Genomic DNA, 18,477 nt, shown 5'->3' with positions numbered 1-18,477 from the left:
GCCCAAAGGGTTGGTTCTATATAAGTCATGATAATCATCCTTGTGATTGCTTAGATGATCAGATCATGAAATTTAAAATTAGTTCAAAAAAATCCCCAAACCGTGGCTTGGGGATTTGTGTATAAGAGACAGGCCTGAGCGTCCTTTTTATAATCGGTATAAAAGTAGTAATTACTTCTTGCCGCTTGATAGAGCACCGAAACGCTTGTTGAAGCGATCAACACGGCCGCCTGTATCAACGATACGTTGCTTACCAGTGTAGAATGGGTGGCACTTGTCACATACGTCTAGGTGGATTGACTCTTTACCTAGAGTAGAGTTGAACTCGAAAGAGTTACCGCAAGAGCAAGTAGCTTGTACTGCTTTGTATTCTGGGTGAATACCAACTTTCATGGGAAAACCTCAAATAGGCCGTGTCGCCATCCGATTCTAAGCCGGACACCACACGTAGTTAATAAAAAATATCGCATACCGCTTGATGAATAAATCCTCAAGCCATAATGCTAAGGCGCAGTATAGTAATGAATCCGCCAGTGAGGATCAACAGATTTACTTAAATTATTGCTACTTTTTTCACCATTAGCTGAAGTCTCCGCCTTTATTTTCTTTGAGATATAACGATGTGATGATGTTAGGTAAGAATAGGCACTCAGGCGGCAGATGGTTCAAATGCGAGAGGAGAGGGAAATAGAATCAAGCGACGTTTTGCTTTAGACTGATTCTGTTTATTACTCACAACTGTTAGCGTTAATTATATGCGTCCTTCCATTGCTCGGGTGGCATTGCCTGTACCCTTAGATAAGCAATTTGACTATCTGATCCCTAGTCACCTTTTTCCGGTGATTGGTGGGCGCGTCTCTGTACCGTTTGGACCGAAAACTTTAATCGGCATTGTCACAGAGTTAACCAATCATTCTGAATTCAATCAAAGCCAACTTAAAGCCATCAAGCAGGTGCTTGATAGCCAACCCGTTTGGGCAGATTCATTGTATCAGTTGCTCAAATGGTGCAGTCAGTTTTATCAGTACCCACTTGGCGACACGCTGGCAAATGCGATGCCGACCGCATTACGCAAAGGTAAACCAGCGGACTTTTCTACTTTGGTCGAATGGCATCTGACAGAGCAAGGTAAGAACCAATTGATGGCTGGTCTGGGGCGGGCGGTTAAACAAGCGAGCGCGATGCGTGCACTGGAATACGGTCCGGTATCTCATCAGCAGTTACTCGACCAAGAAATCTCTGGCACCACACTTAAGACTCTACAAGAAAAAGGTTGGGTTGAATCGGTAGAGAAGAAACCAGTAATAAAAGCTTGGGGTAGCCAAGTAGAAGCAGAGGTCGATAAACCTAAGCTCAATCAAGAGCAAGCTGTTGCCATCGCGACTGTTAATAGTGCTCAAGGCTTTGGCTGCTATTTACTTGAAGGTGTGACGGGTTCAGGAAAGACTGAAGTTTACCTTAACCTTATCAAGCCCGTACTGGAGCAAGGTAAGCAAGCTTTGGTGCTGGTCCCTGAGATCGGCTTAACGCCTCAAACAATTAACCGTTTTCGTAAGCGTTTTAATGTGCCTGTAGAAGTGATCCACTCCGGATTAAATGAAACTGAGCGACTCAACGCTTGGTTGAGTGCACGAGATAAAGCGGCTGGGATTGTCATTGGTACTCGTTCTGCGTTACTTACGCCATTCTCTGACTTAGGCATTATTATTGTCGATGAAGAGCATGATAGCTCGTATAAGCAGCAAGACAGCCTGCGCTACCATGCCCGTGATGTGGCGGTTATGCGCGCCAATAAAGAGCAAATCCCGATAGTTCTTGGTTCGGCAACACCAGCGTTAGAAACCTTACACAATGCGCTCAGTGGTAAATATCACCATTTGGAGTTGTCTAAGCGTGCTGGTAATGCGAAACCGACTACCAATAAAGTGCTTGATGTAAAAGGGTTATATTTAGAGAGTGGCCTATCAGCGCCTTTGATTGCTGAGATGCGCAGGCATTTAAATGCGGGCAATCAAGTGATGTTATTTTTAAACCGCCGAGGTTTTTCTCCCGCTTTGATGTGCCACGAATGTGGCTGGATTGCTGAGTGTAAGCGCTGTGATGCCTACTATACCTACCATCAATACAGCAATGAGATCCGTTGTCACCACTGTGGCTCACAACAACCTATTATCCATCAGTGCCAAGGGTGTGGTTCTACTAATCTGGTAACGGTTGGAGTCGGTACAGAGCAGCTTGAAGGGCAGCTCAAAACGCTGTTTCCTGAGCACAAAGCGATTCGTATTGACCGTGACAGTACAAGGCGTAAGGGAAGTTTAGAGAGTGCATTGACGGCGATCCGTAAAGGTGAATACCAAATTTTAATTGGTACGCAGATGCTAGCCAAAGGTCATCACTTCCCAGATGTCACTTTAGTCGCATTGCTGGATGTAGACGGTTCACTGTACAGTAGTGACTTTAGAGCCTCAGAACGATTAGCGCAGTTATTTATACAGGTAGCTGGTCGTGCAGGGCGTGCAAGTAAGCAAGGTGAAGTGATTTTGCAGACACATCATCCGGAGCATACCTTGCTGCAAGCGTTGTTGAATCATAGCTATCGCAGTTTTGCGCAAACGGCCCTTCAGGAAAGGAAGTTTGCTATGTTGCCTCCCTATACTTATCTCACTTTGTTTCGCGCAGAAGCCAACAGCAGTGAAGTGGTTGAGGAGTTCTTGCGTCAGGTGAGATATACCTTAGAAGCGCATCCATTGTTTGATGATGAATGCCAAGTACTAGGACCAACACCTGCACCTTTGGCGAGAAAAGCGGGAAAGTACCGCTGGCAACTTCTTTTGCAAACGCAAACTAGGCCTAAAATGCAGCGTTTGTTGGCAAGCGCTAAACCAGCTATTGAGGTATTACCTAATAGCAAAAAAGTGCGTTGGTCACTAGATATAGAACCTCAAGATCTAAGCTAGTTCGATTTTACAATGTTACGTACGCTACATTAGAAAGTCATTTTGTGATGCAAATCTCGGTTATGGGTCGTGTTTTGTTAAATATGCCGTAACTTTATGGTGTGAAATAAATACACTATTACAAGAAATATTACGCATCTTGGTGAATAGAGGTGGAACGAGCTTGATTTTTGCCTAATTACCAAGAAAAGACACAATTAAAGAGTGGGCACATATATCTAATGTTTGCTCAAAATACCAGTTTCTTAATTGAATTTTAGAAGTCAGTATTTTGTATTCTCATGGGTATAGTCCATCAATAGCAATAAGGCTTGGGTGGCTCAGGCTACTAACAAGGGAAAATTTAAGAGGGTTATACTTATGGCGACAATGAAGGATGTTGCTCAGCTCGCAGGGGTTTCTACAGCGACGGTATCTAGGGCGCTGATGAATCCTGAAAAAGTTTCTTCAGCAACGCGTAAGCGCGTCGAAGATGCAGTGCTAGAAGCTGGATACTCACCAAACTCACTTGCGCGCAATCTGCGACGTAACGAGTCTAAAACAATCATTGCGATCGTTCCTGATATCTGCGATCCCTACTACACCGAGATTATTCGCGGTATAGAGGATGCCGCGATGGAGCATGGATACATTGTTCTTCTTGGTGATAGCGCTCAACAGAAAAAACGCGAGAATTCCTTTGTTAACTTAGTTTTTACTAAGCAAGCGGATGGTATGTTATTGCTAGGAACTGATATTCCATTTGATGTTAGTAAGCCTGAGCAGAAAAATTTGCCGCCTATGGTGATGGCGTGTGAATTTGCTCCTGAGCTTGAGTTGCCAACCGTTCATATTGATAACCTTACTTCTGCATTTGAAGTGGTAAACTACTTAACGCAGCTTGGTCATAAGCGTATCGCACAAATATCCGGCCCACAGGAAGCGGCCTTGTGTCAGTTCCGTCAGCAGGGGTACCTCCAAGCGCTGCGTCGAGCAGGCATTACTATGAATCCTGCCTACAGCATTCACGGCAACTTTAGCTTTGAAGATGGCGCGAAGTCGGTGCGTCAATTACTTACGCTTCCTGAGCCGCCAACCGCGATTTTCTGTCATAACGATGCGATGGCAATTGGCGCCATTCAAGAAGCAAAACGCCTTGGTTTACGTGTACCTCAAGATCTTTCTGTAGTGGGTTTTGATGATATTCAGTTTGCTCAATACTGCGATCCACCTCTGACGACAATTTCTCAGCCTCGCTACGAGATTGGTCGTCAAGCTATGTTGATGATGCTAGAGATTTTACGTGGCCATGATGTGCGCACTGGCTCTCGCCTGCTAGAGACCAACTTAGTGGTACGTAAGAGTGCTGCGCCACCGCGTGTTATTTAGGACGGGTCACACTTCTTAAAAAAGCGGCAAAAAGATTTTGCCGCTTTTTTATTAACTAATGTCAAATTTTACACCTGATTCTGTTAGCAAATAGCTCCCAAGCTATTATCGTTCAGAGTTCTGGATTAAGATATTAGCAATAAATTACTGAGATTGTAGTACAACTGTGGCAAGTAGAGATTACGTAAAACGTGGAGCCAATAAGAGACCCGCAAAGAAAAAGCCCGCTCCGGCGAAACGCAAACCATGGCGTAGCGGACTGGTAGCTTTGATCGTGCTGAGTGGTTTTGGCTTTGGCTTATACACATTGAGTCAAGATCCAGAGCCTCAGGTCACCAACAATTTATCTTCAACGCAAAGCAAGAAAGAGACTAAACCTGCAAAGGTTATTCCGCCTCCTCCAGAAGAGAAGTGGGATTATGTTGATAGCTTGCCAAGCCGTGAAGTGGAAGTGAAAGCCAAAGAACAAGTGATCTCGGCGATCCCGTATATCATGCAATGCGGCGCGTACAAAAATGCGCAGCAAGCAGAAGCTCGTAAGTTGGATATCGCATTCCAAGGTATTAGTAGTGAAGTGCGTAAGAAAGACGGCAGTTCATGGTATCGCGTAGTGCTAGGTCCATATAAGCTGAAGCGCGATGCAGAGCGAGATAAGCACAAATTGCAGCGAGCCAAAATTGAACCATGCGCGATTTGGAAAGAAACGCAGTAGTACAGTGGTTATTATCGATTGAAATAGCAAGGCATATCTCACGGTATGCCTTGTCATTTTAAAGTGCTGATTAATCTTCAGGATAACCTTGAGGGTTGGTAGATTGCCAGCGCCAAGCATCCGCGGTCATTTCTTCTAAGTTACGTTTTGCTGACCACTTTAAATCTTGTTTTGCTTTGCTTGGATCTGCCCAGCATTCGGCAATATCACCACTGCGACGAGAAGCAAATTGATGAGGAATTGTCTTACCGCATGCTTTTTCAAACGCATGAATCATATCGAGAACGCTGTAGCCATTACCGGTCCCCAAATTATAAACATGTAGGCCTGCTTTAGGACCAACATGTTGAAGTGCAGCGATATGGCCGTCAGCTAAGTCCATGACATGAATATAGTCACGTACCCCGGTACCGTCTTGAGTCGGGTAATCATTACCAAATATAGAAACAAATTCGCGGCGACCTACAGCCACTTGAGCGACAAAAGGCATTAAATTATTTGGGATACCTTGAGGATCTTCACCTAACAAACCTGAAGGGTGTGAGCCTACCGGGTTAAAGTAGCGCAGCAAAGTGATGCTCCAATCAGGATTCGCTTTTTGAAAGTCAGTTAGACATTCTTCAACAATCAATTTACTACGACCGTATGGGTTGGTTGCGCTAGTTGGAAAATCTTCAGTGATTGGCACTGAAGCAGGGTCGCCATAAACGGTAGCAGAGGAACTGAAGATTAGGCGTTTAATCATCGCTTCACGCATCGCATCGATCAAAGTTAGGGTGCCATGAATATTGTCATCAAAATACTCTAAAGGATGCTCGACAGACTCACCAACAGCTTTTAAACCTGCAAAATGAATTACAGCGTCGATGTCATGGCCTTGAAGGATATCCACCATTGCCTCTTTATTTCGAACATCGGCCTGAATGAACGTTATTTCATGGCCTGCAATGCGCTTTATACGAGGAAGGACAGATATTTTACTGTTGCACAGATTATCAACAATTACTGGAGTATAACCCGCCTGTATTAGTTGAATGCAAGTATGGCTTCCAATATAGCCCGTACCACCTGTCACTAGTATTTTCATATAGTTGTAACCCTACTTAGTTCATCCATGGACTCAATTTGAGTGTAGTTGTGTTTTCCGATAACTCCCAAACTAGAATTTTTTAGGGGCTTGATTAGTGAGATTCTCCCTTGAATTCTCCCTCTGTTATCCGCATATACTCATTAATAGCGAATTTTAAAAATAAGAGGCCCTACTCGTGACTACCATCGTATCTGTGCGTCGAAATAACAAAGTTGTCATTGCGGGTGACGGACAAGTATCACTAGGCAATACCGTCATGAAAGGTAATGCGCGCAAAGTACGCCGTTTGTACAACGGTAAAGTACTGGCAGGTTTTGCTGGTGGTACAGCAGACGCATTTACTCTGTTTGAGCGCTTTGAAAGCAAGCTGCAAATGCACCAAGGTCATTTGACTAAAGCGGCTGTTGAGCTGGCAAAAGATTGGCGCAGCGATCGCGCGTTGCGTAAGCTTGAAGCACTGCTTGCCGTAGCTGATGAAACGGCATCGCTGATCATTACTGGTAACGGTGACGTGGTGCAGCCAGAGCGCGATCTAATCGCGATCGGTTCAGGCGGTAACTTTGCTCAAGCGGCGGCAACGGCACTACTAGAAAATACTGAGTTAGACGCGCGCGAAATTGCGGAGAAGTCGCTAACTATTGCTGGTGATATCTGTGTATTCACCAACCACCATCACACTATTGAAGAACTAGAAATTCCAGCAGATAAAGCTGAATAAAACCAAAGATAGTGTTCGTAGGAATTTAAAGGAATTTGATTATGTCTGAAATGACTCCACGTGAAATTGTTCATGAATTGAATCGCCATATCATTGGTCAAGATAAAGCCAAACGTTCAGTAGCAATCGCGCTGCGTAACCGCTGGCGCCGTATGCAGCTTGAAGAGAGCTTACGTGCTGAAGTGACACCAAAGAATATTCTGATGATTGGCCCAACGGGTGTTGGTAAAACTGAAATCGCTCGTCGCCTTGCTAAGTTAGCGAACGCTCCATTTATCAAAGTGGAAGCGACCAAGTTTACTGAGGTTGGCTATGTTGGTAAGGAAGTGGAAACTATCATCCGCGACCTAACTGATGTTTCAATTAAGATGACGCATCAGCAAGCGATGGAAAAAGTAAAATTCCGCGCCGAAGAGCAAGCCGAAGAGCGAATTCTCGATGCATTGCTGCCGCCAGCGCGTGATGCGTGGGGGCAAAACGAGCAACAAGAAGAAAGCAGCTCAAATACTCGTCAAATTTTCCGTAAGAAATTGCGTGAAGGCCAATTAGATGAAAAAGAGATTGAAATCGATGTTGCTGCGCCACAAATGGGCGTGGAAATCATGGCGCCTCCTGGCATGGAAGAGATGACCAATCAGCTACAAAGCATGTTCTCTAACCTAGCTGGCGATACTAAGAAAAAGCGTAAGCTAAAGATCAAAGATGCACTTAAAGCCCTAATTGAGGAAGAAGCCGCTAAGCTTGTGAATCAAGAAGAGCTAAAAGAGCAGGCGATCTACAACGTTGAAAACAACGGCATCGTGTTTATCGATGAGATCGATAAGATCTGTAAACGTGGTGAGAGCTCAGGTCCTGACGTATCACGTGAAGGCGTACAGCGTGATTTACTACCATTGATTGAAGGTAGCACAGTATCAACTAAGCACGGCATGGTGAAAACTGACCATATTCTATTTATCACCTCAGGTGCATTCCAAGTGGCGAAGCCATCGGATTTGATCCCTGAACTGCAAGGTCGTTTGCCAATTCGCGTTGAACTTGAAGCGCTTTCTAGTCATGACTTCAAACGCATTTTGACTGAGCCTAAAGCATCATTAACTGAGCAGTACATTGCGTTAATGAAAACTGAAGAAGTGGATGTTGAGTTTACTGAAGATGGCATCGTGCAAATCGCTGAAGCAGCATGGACGGTAAATGAAACCACGGAAAACATCGGTGCGCGTCGTCTACATACGGTGATGGAGCGTTTGATGGATGAGATTTCATTTGAAGCGACAGATAAGCCTGGCAGCAAGATGGTGATTGATGCTGCGTACGTGAAAGAGCGTCTAGGTGAGTTTGTTGAAGATGAAGATCTAAGCCGCTTTATTCTTTAATTCCCCGAATTGAAGTTTGCTAGCCCTGCCATATGGTGGGGCTTTTTTGTGCATTTATTCACCTAAAATCACACTAATTCCATTGTCGTTAAGATATTTTTTATACAAATTTTTAACTCAGAGAAATTGACCGCATATTAAGGGTTTAACTAGCTAATTATAGATAATTTAATAGTTTAGTTAGTCGTTTGAACCGGTTGTTGGTGTGCAATTTGATAAAAGTGTCTGTATGATACCTCGCCTTTGTGATCGTTCTCACGCTCTGGATGAGTTGTGGGGGAAATACGCCTAACCCGTTAACGCGGGCCAAAAAAAGCGAGACACTAATGTCTAAAGGCACTTTGGCGGCAGGACTTTCCTGCGTTTCTGAAGCTGATTATTCAACTTCATCTATTACTCAAAAGAGTAAACCTTCTATCCGCTCCCAACTGGAGCTGTCTAACCCTGTGCTCTGGTTAAGTGGCACTTTTCTTTCTTTGTTCGTGCTACTTGCGATTCTTGATACTGAGCTTTTGACCTCTTTGGTTAATACTGGTTTTAGCTATGCTACCCAATGGTTTGGTGGCTACTGGCAAATATTGTTGTTCGCCAATTTTGTAATTGGTCTGTTTATCGCCCTTGGTCAAACGGGTTATGTGCGTTTGGGCGGTTTAGCCAAACCTGAACTTGAAACTTCAAAATGGCTATCGATTGTACTTTGTACTCTACTGGCCGGTGGTGGTGTCTTTTGGGCTGCGGCTGAGCCGATTGCACACTTTGTTTCAGCGCCGCCATTTTATAGTGATCATGATAGCTCGATCAGCACTCGTGATATGGCTATCAATGCACTATCGCAGTCATTTTTGCACTGGGGGTTTTTGGCGTGGGCCATTTTGGGTTGTTTATCTTCAATTGTGTTAATGCACCTCCACTACGATAAAGGCTTGCCACTTAAGCCGCGTACTTTGCTTTATCCAATCTTTGGCCAGCGTGCGATTCATGGCTGGCTCGGCAACAGCATTGATGCGTTGAGCATTATTGCGGTTGCTGCGGGCACGATTGGTCCGATTGGCTTTTTGGGCTTGCAGATTAGCTATGCGCTTAATGCGTTGTTTGGTCTGCCGGATCAGTTTGAAACCCAAACTCTTGTGGTCGTACTCGCGATGGCTTGTTATACCTTGTCAGCGCTAAGCGGTTTAAGCCGAGGCATTCAGCTTGTCAGCCGCTACAACATTATCCTTTCGCTAGCTTTGGTGGTGTTTATTTTGGTTGCGGGACCAACCAGCTTTATCATTGATGGCTATATTCAAGGGGTAGGGCGCATGGTCGATAACTTTGTCCCTATGGCGCTTTATCGTGGTGATACTGGCTGGTTAAGCTGGTGGACGGTATTTTTCTGGGGCTGGTTTATTGGTTACGCGCCGATGATGGCAATCTTTATTGCCCGCATTTCTCGTGGCCGCACCATTCGTCAATTGATTCTGGCGATCAGTATTGCTGCGCCACTGATCACCTGTTTCTGGTTCAGTATTGTTGGTGGTAGCGGATTAGCGTTTGAGTTAGCTAACCCAGGCAGTATTCAAGCGGGCTTTGAAGGCTTTAATTTACCTGGTGCGTTACTTGCGATAACCCAGCAATTGCCGTTCCCAATGCTGATTTCGATTCTGTTTTTAGTGTTAACCACCACCTTTATTGTCACCACTGGTGACTCAATGACTTATACCATCAGTGTGGTAATGACTGGTAATAGCCAACCGAATGCATTGATCCGTGCATTTTGGGGCTTGGTGATGGGGACAGTCGCGATTGTGCTGATTTCAATGGGCGACGGTGGTATCTCCGCACTGCAATCCTTTATTGTGATCACGGCTGTGCCTACCTCTTTCATTATTTTGCCATCGTTGTGGAATGCGCCAAAAATCGCCCAGCAAATGGCGAAAGAGCAAGGTCTTATCTAGGTCGGCTTCTGATCAAGAATTTCCTGCAGTTACAAAAATCCCCCAGTTAATAGCTTAAATTAATGGGGGATTTTTTATTTCAGAGTGAAGCTTAGATCATAAAGATAAAGATCACTGATAGTGCTGAGATTAGACCCGCAAATGCGTAACACAATACTTTACCTACCACACCTGCGTGGATTTTCAGATCGTGCATGCCGTGGTGTAGACGGTGCATCGCATGCCACATTGGTAGTGAAAGGGTAGCGATGATAAACAGCGCACCAATCCAGCTAGTCGCAAACTCAGCTACGCGCTCATAGCTTAGTGCGTCAGCATCAATGATGCCTAGCGGCGCCAAAATGCCCAAAACTAGAACAGTAATTGGCGTGATCATCGCAAACCAAGTGCCGCCGGCACCAAATAGGCTCCACCAAATAGGCTCATCTGAACGAGCAGGAGAACGGTCAACTTTATAATTCGGTTTCATACATTGCTCCTTATACAACGATCAGAACAACCAAAGAGATAAATGCTACCGCTGCCCATTGAGCAAGTACGATAAGCTTTTTCTCTACTGGTTTGCCTTTGATACGAATTGGCATCACTTGTGGCATCATGCTAAAGAAAGTTTGTGCATGCAGTAGGCTACCTGCTAGTGCAACGATGTTGATCGCCACTACTACAGGATTTGCCATAAACTCTAACCAACTTTGCCAAGCCTCAGGGCCTTTGACTAGTGCACCTAAACCAAAGGTTAGGAACAGCGTGAATAGGATCAGAGGCAGTATTGTTGCTTCACGCAGCATGTAGAAGCGGTAGAAAGGGCTACTTTGCCACCAAGTACGTTTCATCTCACGTACATAAGGTTTACGGTTACTCATACTAAGCTTCCTCTGTACTTTTTGCTGAATCGACAGGTTTGCCGTCAGGCTTAAGCATCGCAATCACGAAATCCATTGAAGACTCGACTTTGCCTTGGTTAACCGCGCCTGCTGGATCGACGTTTTTCGGACATACTTCAGAACAGTAACCAACAAAGGTACAGCCCCAAGCGCCGTTTTTGCCGTTGATTAGCGCCATGCGTTCAGCTTTGCCATTGTCACGGCTATCTAGGTTGTAGCGGTGTGCAAGGGTTAGTGCCGCAGGGCCAATAAACTCAGGGTTTAAGCCGAATTGCGGACACGCTGCATAACACAAACCACAGTTGATACAGCCAGCAAACTGCTTGTATTTCGCCATCTGTTCAGGCGTTTGCAGGTTGGTGCCATCTTCAGGTTTGCGATCGTTGCCAATGATGTAAGGTTTAATCGCTTCAAGACGCTCGATAAATGGCGTCATATCAACGATCAAATCTTTCTCGATCGGGAAGTTTGCGAGAGGCTCAATCTTCACGCCATCAATGTAGTCACGTAAGAAGCTCTTACACGCCAGTTTTGGCACGCCGTTAACCATGATGCCGCAAGAACCACAGATCGCCATGCGGCAAGACCAGCGGTAAGAAAGATCTTTATCTAGGTGATCTTTGATGTAGCCGAGTGCATCAAGTACAGACATAGTTTCATCAAACGGCACTTCAAAGGTTTGGAAATGCGGCTCTGAATCTTTCTCTGGGTCATAACGCAGGATGTCTACTTTTTGAATACGATGTGCTGACATTATGCTTGCTCCTCTACGCTTTTCGCTGCCGCTTTCTCTGCTGCTTTTTCTTCAGCCGCTGCTTTCTCAGCTGCTTCGCCGTATAGACGCGCTTTTGGCTGTGACTTAGTGATGGTGACATCGCTGTAGTCGATAGCTGGCGCTGCATCCGTTTGGTAGAAAGCCAGAGTATGCTTAAGGAAGTTCACGTCATCACGCTCTGTGCAGCCGTCATCGAGACGTTGGTGCGCACCGCGAGACTCTTTACGTAGGATTGCTGAGTGAACCATCGCTTCAGCCACTTCCAAGCCGTAGCCCACTTCGATAGCGTAAAGTAGGTCAGTGTTGAACACTTTGCCTTTATCTTTAATGCTGATTTTCTTGTAGCGTGCTTTCAGCTCAGTGATCTTTTCGATTGTCGCTTGCATCAAATCTTCTTGGCGGTAGATACCGCAACCCGCTTCCATGGTGTGACCCATTTCCGTGCGGATATCTGCCCAGTTTTCATCGCCTTCTTGGTTCATCAGCGCTTCAATGCGAGCTTCAACTGCTTCCACTTGTGCCGCGATTGATTCGTCATTCCAGCCTTTGAATTCTGCTGCGCGTTGAACCGCGTGTTCACCGGCTACGCGGCCAAATACCACAAACTCAGCCAGTGAGTTTGAGCCAAGACGGTTAGCGCCATGCAAGCCAACAGATGCACATTCACCAACGGCAAATAGACCTTTGATGCGCGTTTCACATTGACCGTTGGTTTCAATACCACCCATGGTGTAGTGAACGGTAGGGCGAATTGGAATCGGCTCTTTCGCCGGATCTACGTTGACGTAAGCTTTGGCAAGTTCACAGATAAACGGTAGACGCTCTTGTAGGTACTCTTCACCTAGGTGGCGAAGGTCAAGGTGCACGACATCACCCAGTGGGTGTTTGATGGTGTTGCCTTTTTGCTGCTCGTGCCAGAATGCTTGAGAAACTTTGTCACGCGGACCCAGTTCCATGTATTTGTTCTTCGGCTCGCCAACAGGGGTTTCTGGTCCCATGCCGTAGTCTTGTAGGTAGCGGTAGCCGTTTTTGTTAACAATGATACCGCCTTCACCACGACAACCTTCGGTCATCAAGATGCCTGTGCCAGGTAGACCGGTTGGGTGGTATTGTACGAATTCCATATCACGCAGTGGTACGCCGTGGCGGTAAGCCATTGCCATACCATCACCCGTTACGATGCCGCCGTTGGTGTTGCAGTGGTAAACGCGACCCGCACCACCGGTTGCTAGTACCACAGACTTAGCTTTGATGGTAACCAGTTCGCCTTCCGCCATATGGATAGCGATAAGACCTTGCACTTCACCTTCATCAACCAATAGGTCAAGTACGAAGTACTCATCAAAACGTTTGATGTTTTGGTACTTCATTGAAGTCTGGAAGAGGGTATGCAGCATGTGGAAGCCGGTTTTATCGGCTGCGAACCAAGTACGTTCTACTTTCATACCGCCAAAGCGGCGTACGTTGACTTCACCGTTTTCTTTACGACTCCAAGGACAACCCCATTGTTCCATTTGGATCATCTCGCGAGTCGCATTCTCAACGAAGTATTCAACCACATCCTGTTCACATAGCCAGTCACCACCGCCAACGGTATCGTTGAAGTGATTGTCTAAGCTATCTTCATCCTTGATAACTGCCGCTGAGCCACCCTCTGCCGCGACTGTGTGGGAACGCATTGGATAAACTTTAGAGATCAGAGCGATTTCTAAGTCCGGGTTTGCCTCTGCCGCTGCAATAGCAGTACGAAGACCAGCGCCGCCAGCGCCGATGACTGCGATATCTGTGATGATAGTTTGCACAGTTATCCTCCAGTGTGTAAGTGCAGCCTATAGCCGCTTTGTTATAGTAATAGAGTAGGTGCAGTCGGTTACTTTCTAGCCTAGGAAGAACGTGCTACACACGACTCAAAAGTGTTACAAACAGTGTAAAAGAGGGGCTAAGGGTAAAAATTGATTTGATCCGGTTTTTACTCCGGTAATGAACTTGTGGGCATACAATTTATAGGATATGTGAGGCTAATCACGGCTGATTATTCGTAATATGAAGTTGTGGATATTGCGCCTGTTACATCGCTGTAAAGATAAGTTTGAATCACTGATAATGGATTTTATAAATGCGTTACGCGTACTGTTTCCTGAGTAAATCTGTTGGCGATCTGACAAGCTTTCTTGCTCCTCATCACGCTGGTTAAATACTTATTTTGATTGTTATGATATCTTCCTCGCCCATTGATTGGTTTGATATACAAGGTAGCAAGATGAACTGGCAACCAACCGCATCGATTGATTTACTTAAACAAAGGGCTGGTGTTCTCAGCCAAATCCGCCACTTTTTTGCTGAGCGCAATGTCCTTGAGGTCGATACGCCGGCAATGAGCCACGCCACCGTAACCGATATCCACCTACATACCTTTCAAACCGATTTTATTGGCCCAGGCTACGCAGACGGCAGTAAGTTATTTTTGATGACCAGCCCTGAGTTTCATATGAAGCGTCTGTTGGCAGCGGGCAGTGGTTGCATCTATCAAATCAACAAAGCATTTCGCAATGAAGAAAACGGTCGCTACCACAACCCTGAGTTCACTATGCTCGAGTGGTACCGCGTTGGGTTTGATCACCACAAGCTAATGGATGAGATGGATGCATTACTTCAGTTAGTGCTAAAGGTTGGTCAAGCAGAGCGAATGACTTACCAGCAAGCATTCATTAATGTGCTTGGCGTGTGTCCCCTAGAAGGCTCAATGGGGGAGCTTAAGCAAGTAGCGGCTAAGTTAGGCTTAAGTGATATTGCGGAGCCAGAGCAAGACCGCGACACGTTATTGCAACTGCTATTTAGCATTGGGGTTGAGGCAAAGATTGGTCAACAAGTGCCAGCCTTTGTTTATGACTTTCCAGCTAGCCAAGCGGCATTGGCCAAGATTAATCAAGCAGACTCGCGCGTGGCTGATCGCTTTGAGGTTTATTTCAAAGGAATTGAATTGGCAAATGGCTTCCATGAGCTTGATAACCCCGTGGAGCAGCTGGCGCGTTTTGAGCAAGATAATGTTAAGCGCGTTGAGATGGGTTTGCCGACGCAACCAATTGATTACCATTTAATTGAAGCGTTGAAATCAGGTTTGCCGGAGTGTGCAGGGGTAGCCCTTGGCGTTGATCGTTTGATTATGCTCGCGCTTGGTTGCGATCATATTGATCAAGTCACCGCATTCCCATTCCCAATTGCCTAAAACTTTAACTTAATATTGCGAGAAAGCGTGGTCAGGATCTCCGATTCTTGCAGTTCTAGACTCGCCTAGAGATGACAAGCCCGCTATACTCCCAATCTGATTTTGAAACTGGGGCGACCGATTTGCCCCTCTTATTTATACAAGAGCACAGGATATGCAAGAGTACATCGCGTTTTTTCAAGAGAATATGATTCTGTCTGTGGTTTGGGTTGGCCTTTTGGTTGCACTTATCATGAATATCGTTAAAACATCGACTGCAGCGTACAAAGAGATCACTGCGGGCGATATGACGCACAAGATCAACCGTGAGAACGGTGTGGTTGTTGATATCCGCTCAAAAGACGAGTTCAAAAAAGGTCACATTACTGAAGCACTTCACATTTTACCGTCAGATATCAAAGCGGGTAACTTTGGTAGCCTTGAAAATCGTAAAGCTGACCCAATTATTGTGGTATGCAAGACAGGTCAAACTGCTCAAGAGAGTGCAAACCTACTAGCGAAAGCTGGCTTTGAACAAGTGTTTGTTCTGAAGAATGGTCTAGTCTCTTGGAGCGAAGCAAACCTACCTCTAGTACGTGGTAAGAAGTAAGCGCTGAGTAATAAATCGGCGTTTGACTGAGAGAGATGTGAATTGTGGCACGATTTTGCGTGTCCAGATAGAGCGAAACGCATCTCTCCGTTAGTCTCAAGCAGAATTTGAAATTTAAGGAATAAAGGATTCGAACATGGCTGAAGCAGCACCGCAACAAGAAGCGCAAAACTTTGTAATTCAACGCATCTTCCTAAAAGATGTTTCTTTTGAAGCGCCAAACTCACCTGAAATGTTCCAAAAAGATTGGAATCCAGAAGTGAAGCTAGATCTAGACACGCAAAGCCGTGAGCTAGGTGCTGGTGTTTACGAAGTTGTTCTTCGCCTTACTACTACAGTGCAAAACGCTGAAGAGACTGCATTCCTATGTGAAGTTCAGCAAGGTGGTATTTTCACTGCTGAGAATATGGAAGCTGGTCAACTAGCACATTGTCTAGGTGCTTTCTGTCCAAATATCCTATTCCCATATGCGCGTGAAACTATTTCTAGCCTAGTAATGAAGGGTACTTTCCCTCAGCTTAACCTTGCTCCAGTAAACTTTGATGCGCTGTTCATGAACTATCTACAACAGCAAGCTCAACAAGGCGAAGGCCAAGCTGAAGCTTAATTAACGTTTTTTGTTAATTGGTAAGATTGCAATTAAAATGCACAAGGCATCGCGTAAACAGCGTGCGTTGTGCATTTTTTGTTTTTAGCACAGTGGTTATACTCAAACTTAGCTTTGTGGCTAAAGCGGTTTTGGTATAACAACTCAATATATATTGAACAGGCGGACGAATGACAAATTCAAACATCAATAATGCCTACGGAAAAGAGATCGCAATGACGGTTTTAGGCGCTGGTTCTTACGGCACCTCTCTTGCTATTTCTCTGGCTCGTAATGGCGCCAATGTGGTGATTTGGGGGCATGAGCCTGAGCACATGGCGAAGCTTGAAGCGGAGCGTGCTAACCATGAGTTTTTACCAGGCGTTGATTTTCCTGAGTCGTTGATTGTAGAGTCAGACTTAGGAAAGGCAGTTCAAGCGAGCCGTGACTTGCTGGTGGTCGTACCCAGCCATGTATTTGGTATTGTGTTAGGCAATGTAAAGCCTTACCTGCACGATAACTCGCGTATTTGTTGGGCAACCAAAGGATTAGAGCCTGAGACAGGTCGTCTACTCAAAGAGGTGGCGCACGATATTCTCGGTGAAAGCTATTCGCTCGCTGTACTGTCAGGTCCTACATTTGCTAAAGAGCTGGCTATGGGTATGCCGACTGCTATCTCGGTTGCATCACCAGATGCGCAGTTTGTGGCTGATCTACAAGAGAAAATCCACTGTAGTAAAACGTTCCGCGTGTATGCCAACAGTGACTTTACGGGTATGCAGCTAGGTGGTGCGGTGAAAAACGTTATCGCCATCGGTGCGGGTATGTCGGATGGTATTGGTTTTGGTGCCAACGCTCGTACTGCATTGATTACTCGTGGTCTAGCAGAAATGTGCCGTCTTGGTGCGGCATTGGGTGCGCATAAAGAGACCTTTATGGGCATGGCTGGCTTGGGTGATCTTGTACTAACCTGTACTGATAACCAATCACGTAACCGTCGTTTTGGCTTGGCTCTTGGTCAAGGTAAAGACGTTGATACCGCTCAGCAAGAGATTGGTCAGGTGGTTGAAGGCTACCGCAATACTAAAGAAGTGTGGATGCTGGCACAGCGTATGGGCGTCGAGATGCCAATCGTTGATCAGATCTACCAAGTGCTTTACCAAAACAAAGACGCGCGAGAAGCGGCTAAAGACTTACTCGCTCGCGATAAAAAAGCAGAAGCTTAATCTATCCCATCAAATCTATAATTAAGGGGATGTACCCAAACAACTTGGAGATGCAGGTAGGCGACAAAGGAACAAAGCCTCTGAGCATAGATGGTCTATGTGATGAGGTTTGTGAGTGCCAGTCAACACCGCTGCAACTTCAAGTAGGACGGGTATAGGCATAACAAGGAAGTTCGTCGTTTAGAAAGGTTCAATCAATATGAAGCATTGTGAAAAAAAACAGATATGGCAGACGATTATTCAGGAAGCGCGTGAGCAGTCTGAACAAGAGCCAATGCTCGCAAGTTTCTATCATGCCACCATCATCAAGCATGATAGCTTGTGTGCGGCACTGAGCTACATTCTTGCCAACAAGCTTAACACTGCGTCAATGCCAGCAATGGCAGTACGTGAGGTGGTGGAAGAGGCATTTGCTGCAGACCCAAGTATTACTGAAGCGGCAGCGTGTGATATCTGCGCGACGGTCAATCGTGACCCTGCGGTTTCAATGTATTCAATCCCACTGCTTTACTTGAAAGGCTACCATGCGTTGCAAGGCTACCGCGTTGCTAACTGGCTGTGGAAGCAAGGTCGAGTGGCACTGGCGACTTATTTGCAAAACCAAATTTCGGTGGCGTGTCAGGTGGATATTCACCCGGCTGCGCGTATTGGTCGCGGTATCATGCTAGACCACGCTACGGGTATTGTGATTGGTGAGACGGCAGTAGTCGAAAACGACGTATCGATTCTACAAGATGTAACGCTAGGTGGTACGGGTAAAGAGTGTGGCGATCGTCACCCGAAAATCCGCGAAGGTGTAATGATCGGTGCTGGTGCGAAGATCTTAGGTAATATCGAAGTTGGTGAAGGGGCGAAGATCGCATCTTGTTCTGTGGTATTGAATGAAGTTCCTCCTCATACCACGGTAGCGGGGATTCCCGCGAAGATTGTTGGTCGTCCACAATCTGATAAACCATCACTCGATATGGACCAGCAATTTAATGGCAAGTCGCAGCAATTTATGCATGGCGATGGCATTTAATACCAATCAGGA

The 18,477-nt window shown here is 45.7% G+C and carries 17 protein-coding genes; 11 read left to right on the top strand and 6 right to left on the bottom strand.

From position 1 onward, the window contains the following. Positions 1-171 precede the first annotated feature (171 nt). A complete protein-coding gene (rpmE, locus tag IRQ95_RS10240) occupies positions 172-393 on the bottom strand; it encodes a 50S ribosomal protein L31 (protein WP_075650058.1) in 222 nt (73 codons plus the stop codon). Positions 394-755: 362 nt separating this feature from the next. Between rpmE and priA the strand changes: the two genes are divergently transcribed. The 3 genes from priA (at position 756) to IRQ95_RS10225 (ending at position 5,037) form a co-directional block, all read left to right on the top strand. Next, the gene (priA, locus tag IRQ95_RS10235; protein WP_194436834.1) at positions 756-2,957 is read left to right on the top strand and encodes a primosomal protein N'; all 2,202 of its coding nucleotides are present in this window, start codon (positions 756-758) and stop codon (positions 2,955-2,957) included. A 354-nt stretch (positions 2,958-3,311) separates the two neighbouring features. Then, the gene (cytR, locus tag IRQ95_RS10230; protein WP_348541601.1) at positions 3,312-4,325 is read left to right on the top strand and encodes a DNA-binding transcriptional regulator CytR; all 1,014 of its coding nucleotides are present in this window, start codon (positions 3,312-3,314) and stop codon (positions 4,323-4,325) included. Between the two features lie 166 nt (positions 4,326-4,491). Next, positions 4,492-5,037, top strand: a complete 546-nt coding sequence (locus IRQ95_RS10225) for an SPOR domain-containing protein (protein ID WP_194436832.1) — start codon at positions 4,492-4,494, stop codon at positions 5,035-5,037. Between the two features lie 70 nt (positions 5,038-5,107). Here the strand turns inward: IRQ95_RS10225 and galE are convergent, their stop codons facing one another. Next, the gene (galE, locus tag IRQ95_RS10220) at positions 5,108-6,124 is read right to left on the bottom strand and encodes a UDP-glucose 4-epimerase GalE (RefSeq protein ID WP_194436831.1); all 1,017 of its coding nucleotides are present in this window, start codon (positions 6,122-6,124) and stop codon (positions 5,108-5,110) included. A 178-nt stretch (positions 6,125-6,302) separates the two neighbouring features. On the opposite strand from galE, the gene hslV reads away from it, so the two are divergent. The 3 genes from hslV (at position 6,303) to IRQ95_RS10205 (ending at position 10,158) form a co-directional block, all read left to right on the top strand. Beyond that, positions 6,303-6,845: an ATP-dependent protease subunit HslV gene (hslV, locus tag IRQ95_RS10215; RefSeq protein ID WP_194436830.1), complete on the top strand. Its 543-nt coding sequence runs from the start codon at positions 6,303-6,305 to the stop codon at positions 6,843-6,845. Positions 6,846-6,886: 41 nt separating this feature from the next. Beyond that, the gene (gene hslU, locus IRQ95_RS10210) at positions 6,887-8,221 is read left to right on the top strand and encodes an ATP-dependent protease ATPase subunit HslU (RefSeq protein ID WP_194436829.1); all 1,335 of its coding nucleotides are present in this window, start codon (positions 6,887-6,889) and stop codon (positions 8,219-8,221) included. Between the two features lie 326 nt (positions 8,222-8,547). After that, complete coding sequence (locus tag IRQ95_RS10205) at positions 8,548-10,158, top strand: BCCT family transporter (protein WP_194436828.1); 1,611 nt, start codon at positions 8,548-8,550, stop codon at positions 10,156-10,158. Positions 10,159-10,249: 91 nt separating this feature from the next. Here the strand turns inward: IRQ95_RS10205 and frdD are convergent, their stop codons facing one another. The 4 genes from frdD to frdA are packed head-to-tail and all read right to left on the bottom strand — an operon-like array spanning position 10,250 to position 13,619. Beyond that, complete coding sequence (gene frdD / locus IRQ95_RS10200; protein ID WP_194436827.1) at positions 10,250-10,627, bottom strand: fumarate reductase subunit FrdD; 378 nt, start codon at positions 10,625-10,627, stop codon at positions 10,250-10,252. A gap of 10 nt (positions 10,628-10,637) precedes the next feature. Then, on the bottom strand, positions 10,638-11,021 hold the full coding sequence (gene frdC / locus IRQ95_RS10195) for a fumarate reductase subunit FrdC (protein ID WP_194436826.1): 384 nt from the start codon (positions 11,019-11,021) through the stop codon (positions 10,638-10,640). Between the two features lies 1 nt (position 11,022). Next, entirely contained in the window at positions 11,023-11,796 is a 774-nt protein-coding gene (locus IRQ95_RS10190) for a succinate dehydrogenase/fumarate reductase iron-sulfur subunit (protein WP_194436825.1), read from the bottom strand. Then, on the bottom strand, positions 11,796-13,619 hold the full coding sequence (gene frdA / locus IRQ95_RS10185) for a fumarate reductase (quinol) flavoprotein subunit (RefSeq protein WP_194436824.1): 1,824 nt from the start codon (positions 13,617-13,619) through the stop codon (positions 11,796-11,798). Before frdA ends, IRQ95_RS10190 begins: the two co-directional genes overlap by 1 nt. A gap of 458 nt (positions 13,620-14,077) precedes the next feature. On the opposite strand from frdA, the gene epmA reads away from it, so the two are divergent. The 5 genes from epmA to cysE all read left to right on the top strand — a co-directional run bounded on the left by epmA (position 14,078) and on the right by cysE (position 18,465). Next, a complete protein-coding gene (gene epmA, locus IRQ95_RS10180) occupies positions 14,078-15,043 on the top strand; it encodes an elongation factor P--(R)-beta-lysine ligase (protein ID WP_194436823.1) in 966 nt (321 codons plus the stop codon). A gap of 154 nt (positions 15,044-15,197) precedes the next feature. Next, the gene (locus IRQ95_RS10175) at positions 15,198-15,632 is read left to right on the top strand and encodes a rhodanese-like domain-containing protein (protein ID WP_194436822.1); all 435 of its coding nucleotides are present in this window, start codon (positions 15,198-15,200) and stop codon (positions 15,630-15,632) included. A 136-nt stretch (positions 15,633-15,768) separates the two neighbouring features. After that, a complete protein-coding gene (gene secB, locus IRQ95_RS10170; protein WP_194436821.1) occupies positions 15,769-16,239 on the top strand; it encodes a protein-export chaperone SecB in 471 nt (156 codons plus the stop codon). Positions 16,240-16,409: 170 nt separating this feature from the next. Continuing rightward, positions 16,410-17,444, top strand: coding sequence for an NAD(P)H-dependent glycerol-3-phosphate dehydrogenase (gene gpsA / locus IRQ95_RS10165; RefSeq protein ID WP_194436820.1), 1,035 nt, complete (start codon positions 16,410-16,412; stop codon positions 17,442-17,444). Positions 17,445-17,643: 199 nt separating this feature from the next. Further along, positions 17,644-18,465 (top strand): serine O-acetyltransferase, encoded by an 822-nt coding sequence (gene cysE / locus IRQ95_RS10160; protein WP_194436819.1) that lies wholly within the window; start codon positions 17,644-17,646, stop codon positions 18,463-18,465. Positions 18,466-18,477: the final 12 nt, after the last annotated feature.

The organism is Vibrio fluminensis (assembly GCF_015278125.1).
GTDB lineage: Bacteria > Pseudomonadota > Gammaproteobacteria > Enterobacterales > Vibrionaceae > Vibrio > Vibrio fluminensis.
This window is presented reverse-complemented; position numbering and strand designations above follow the sequence as displayed.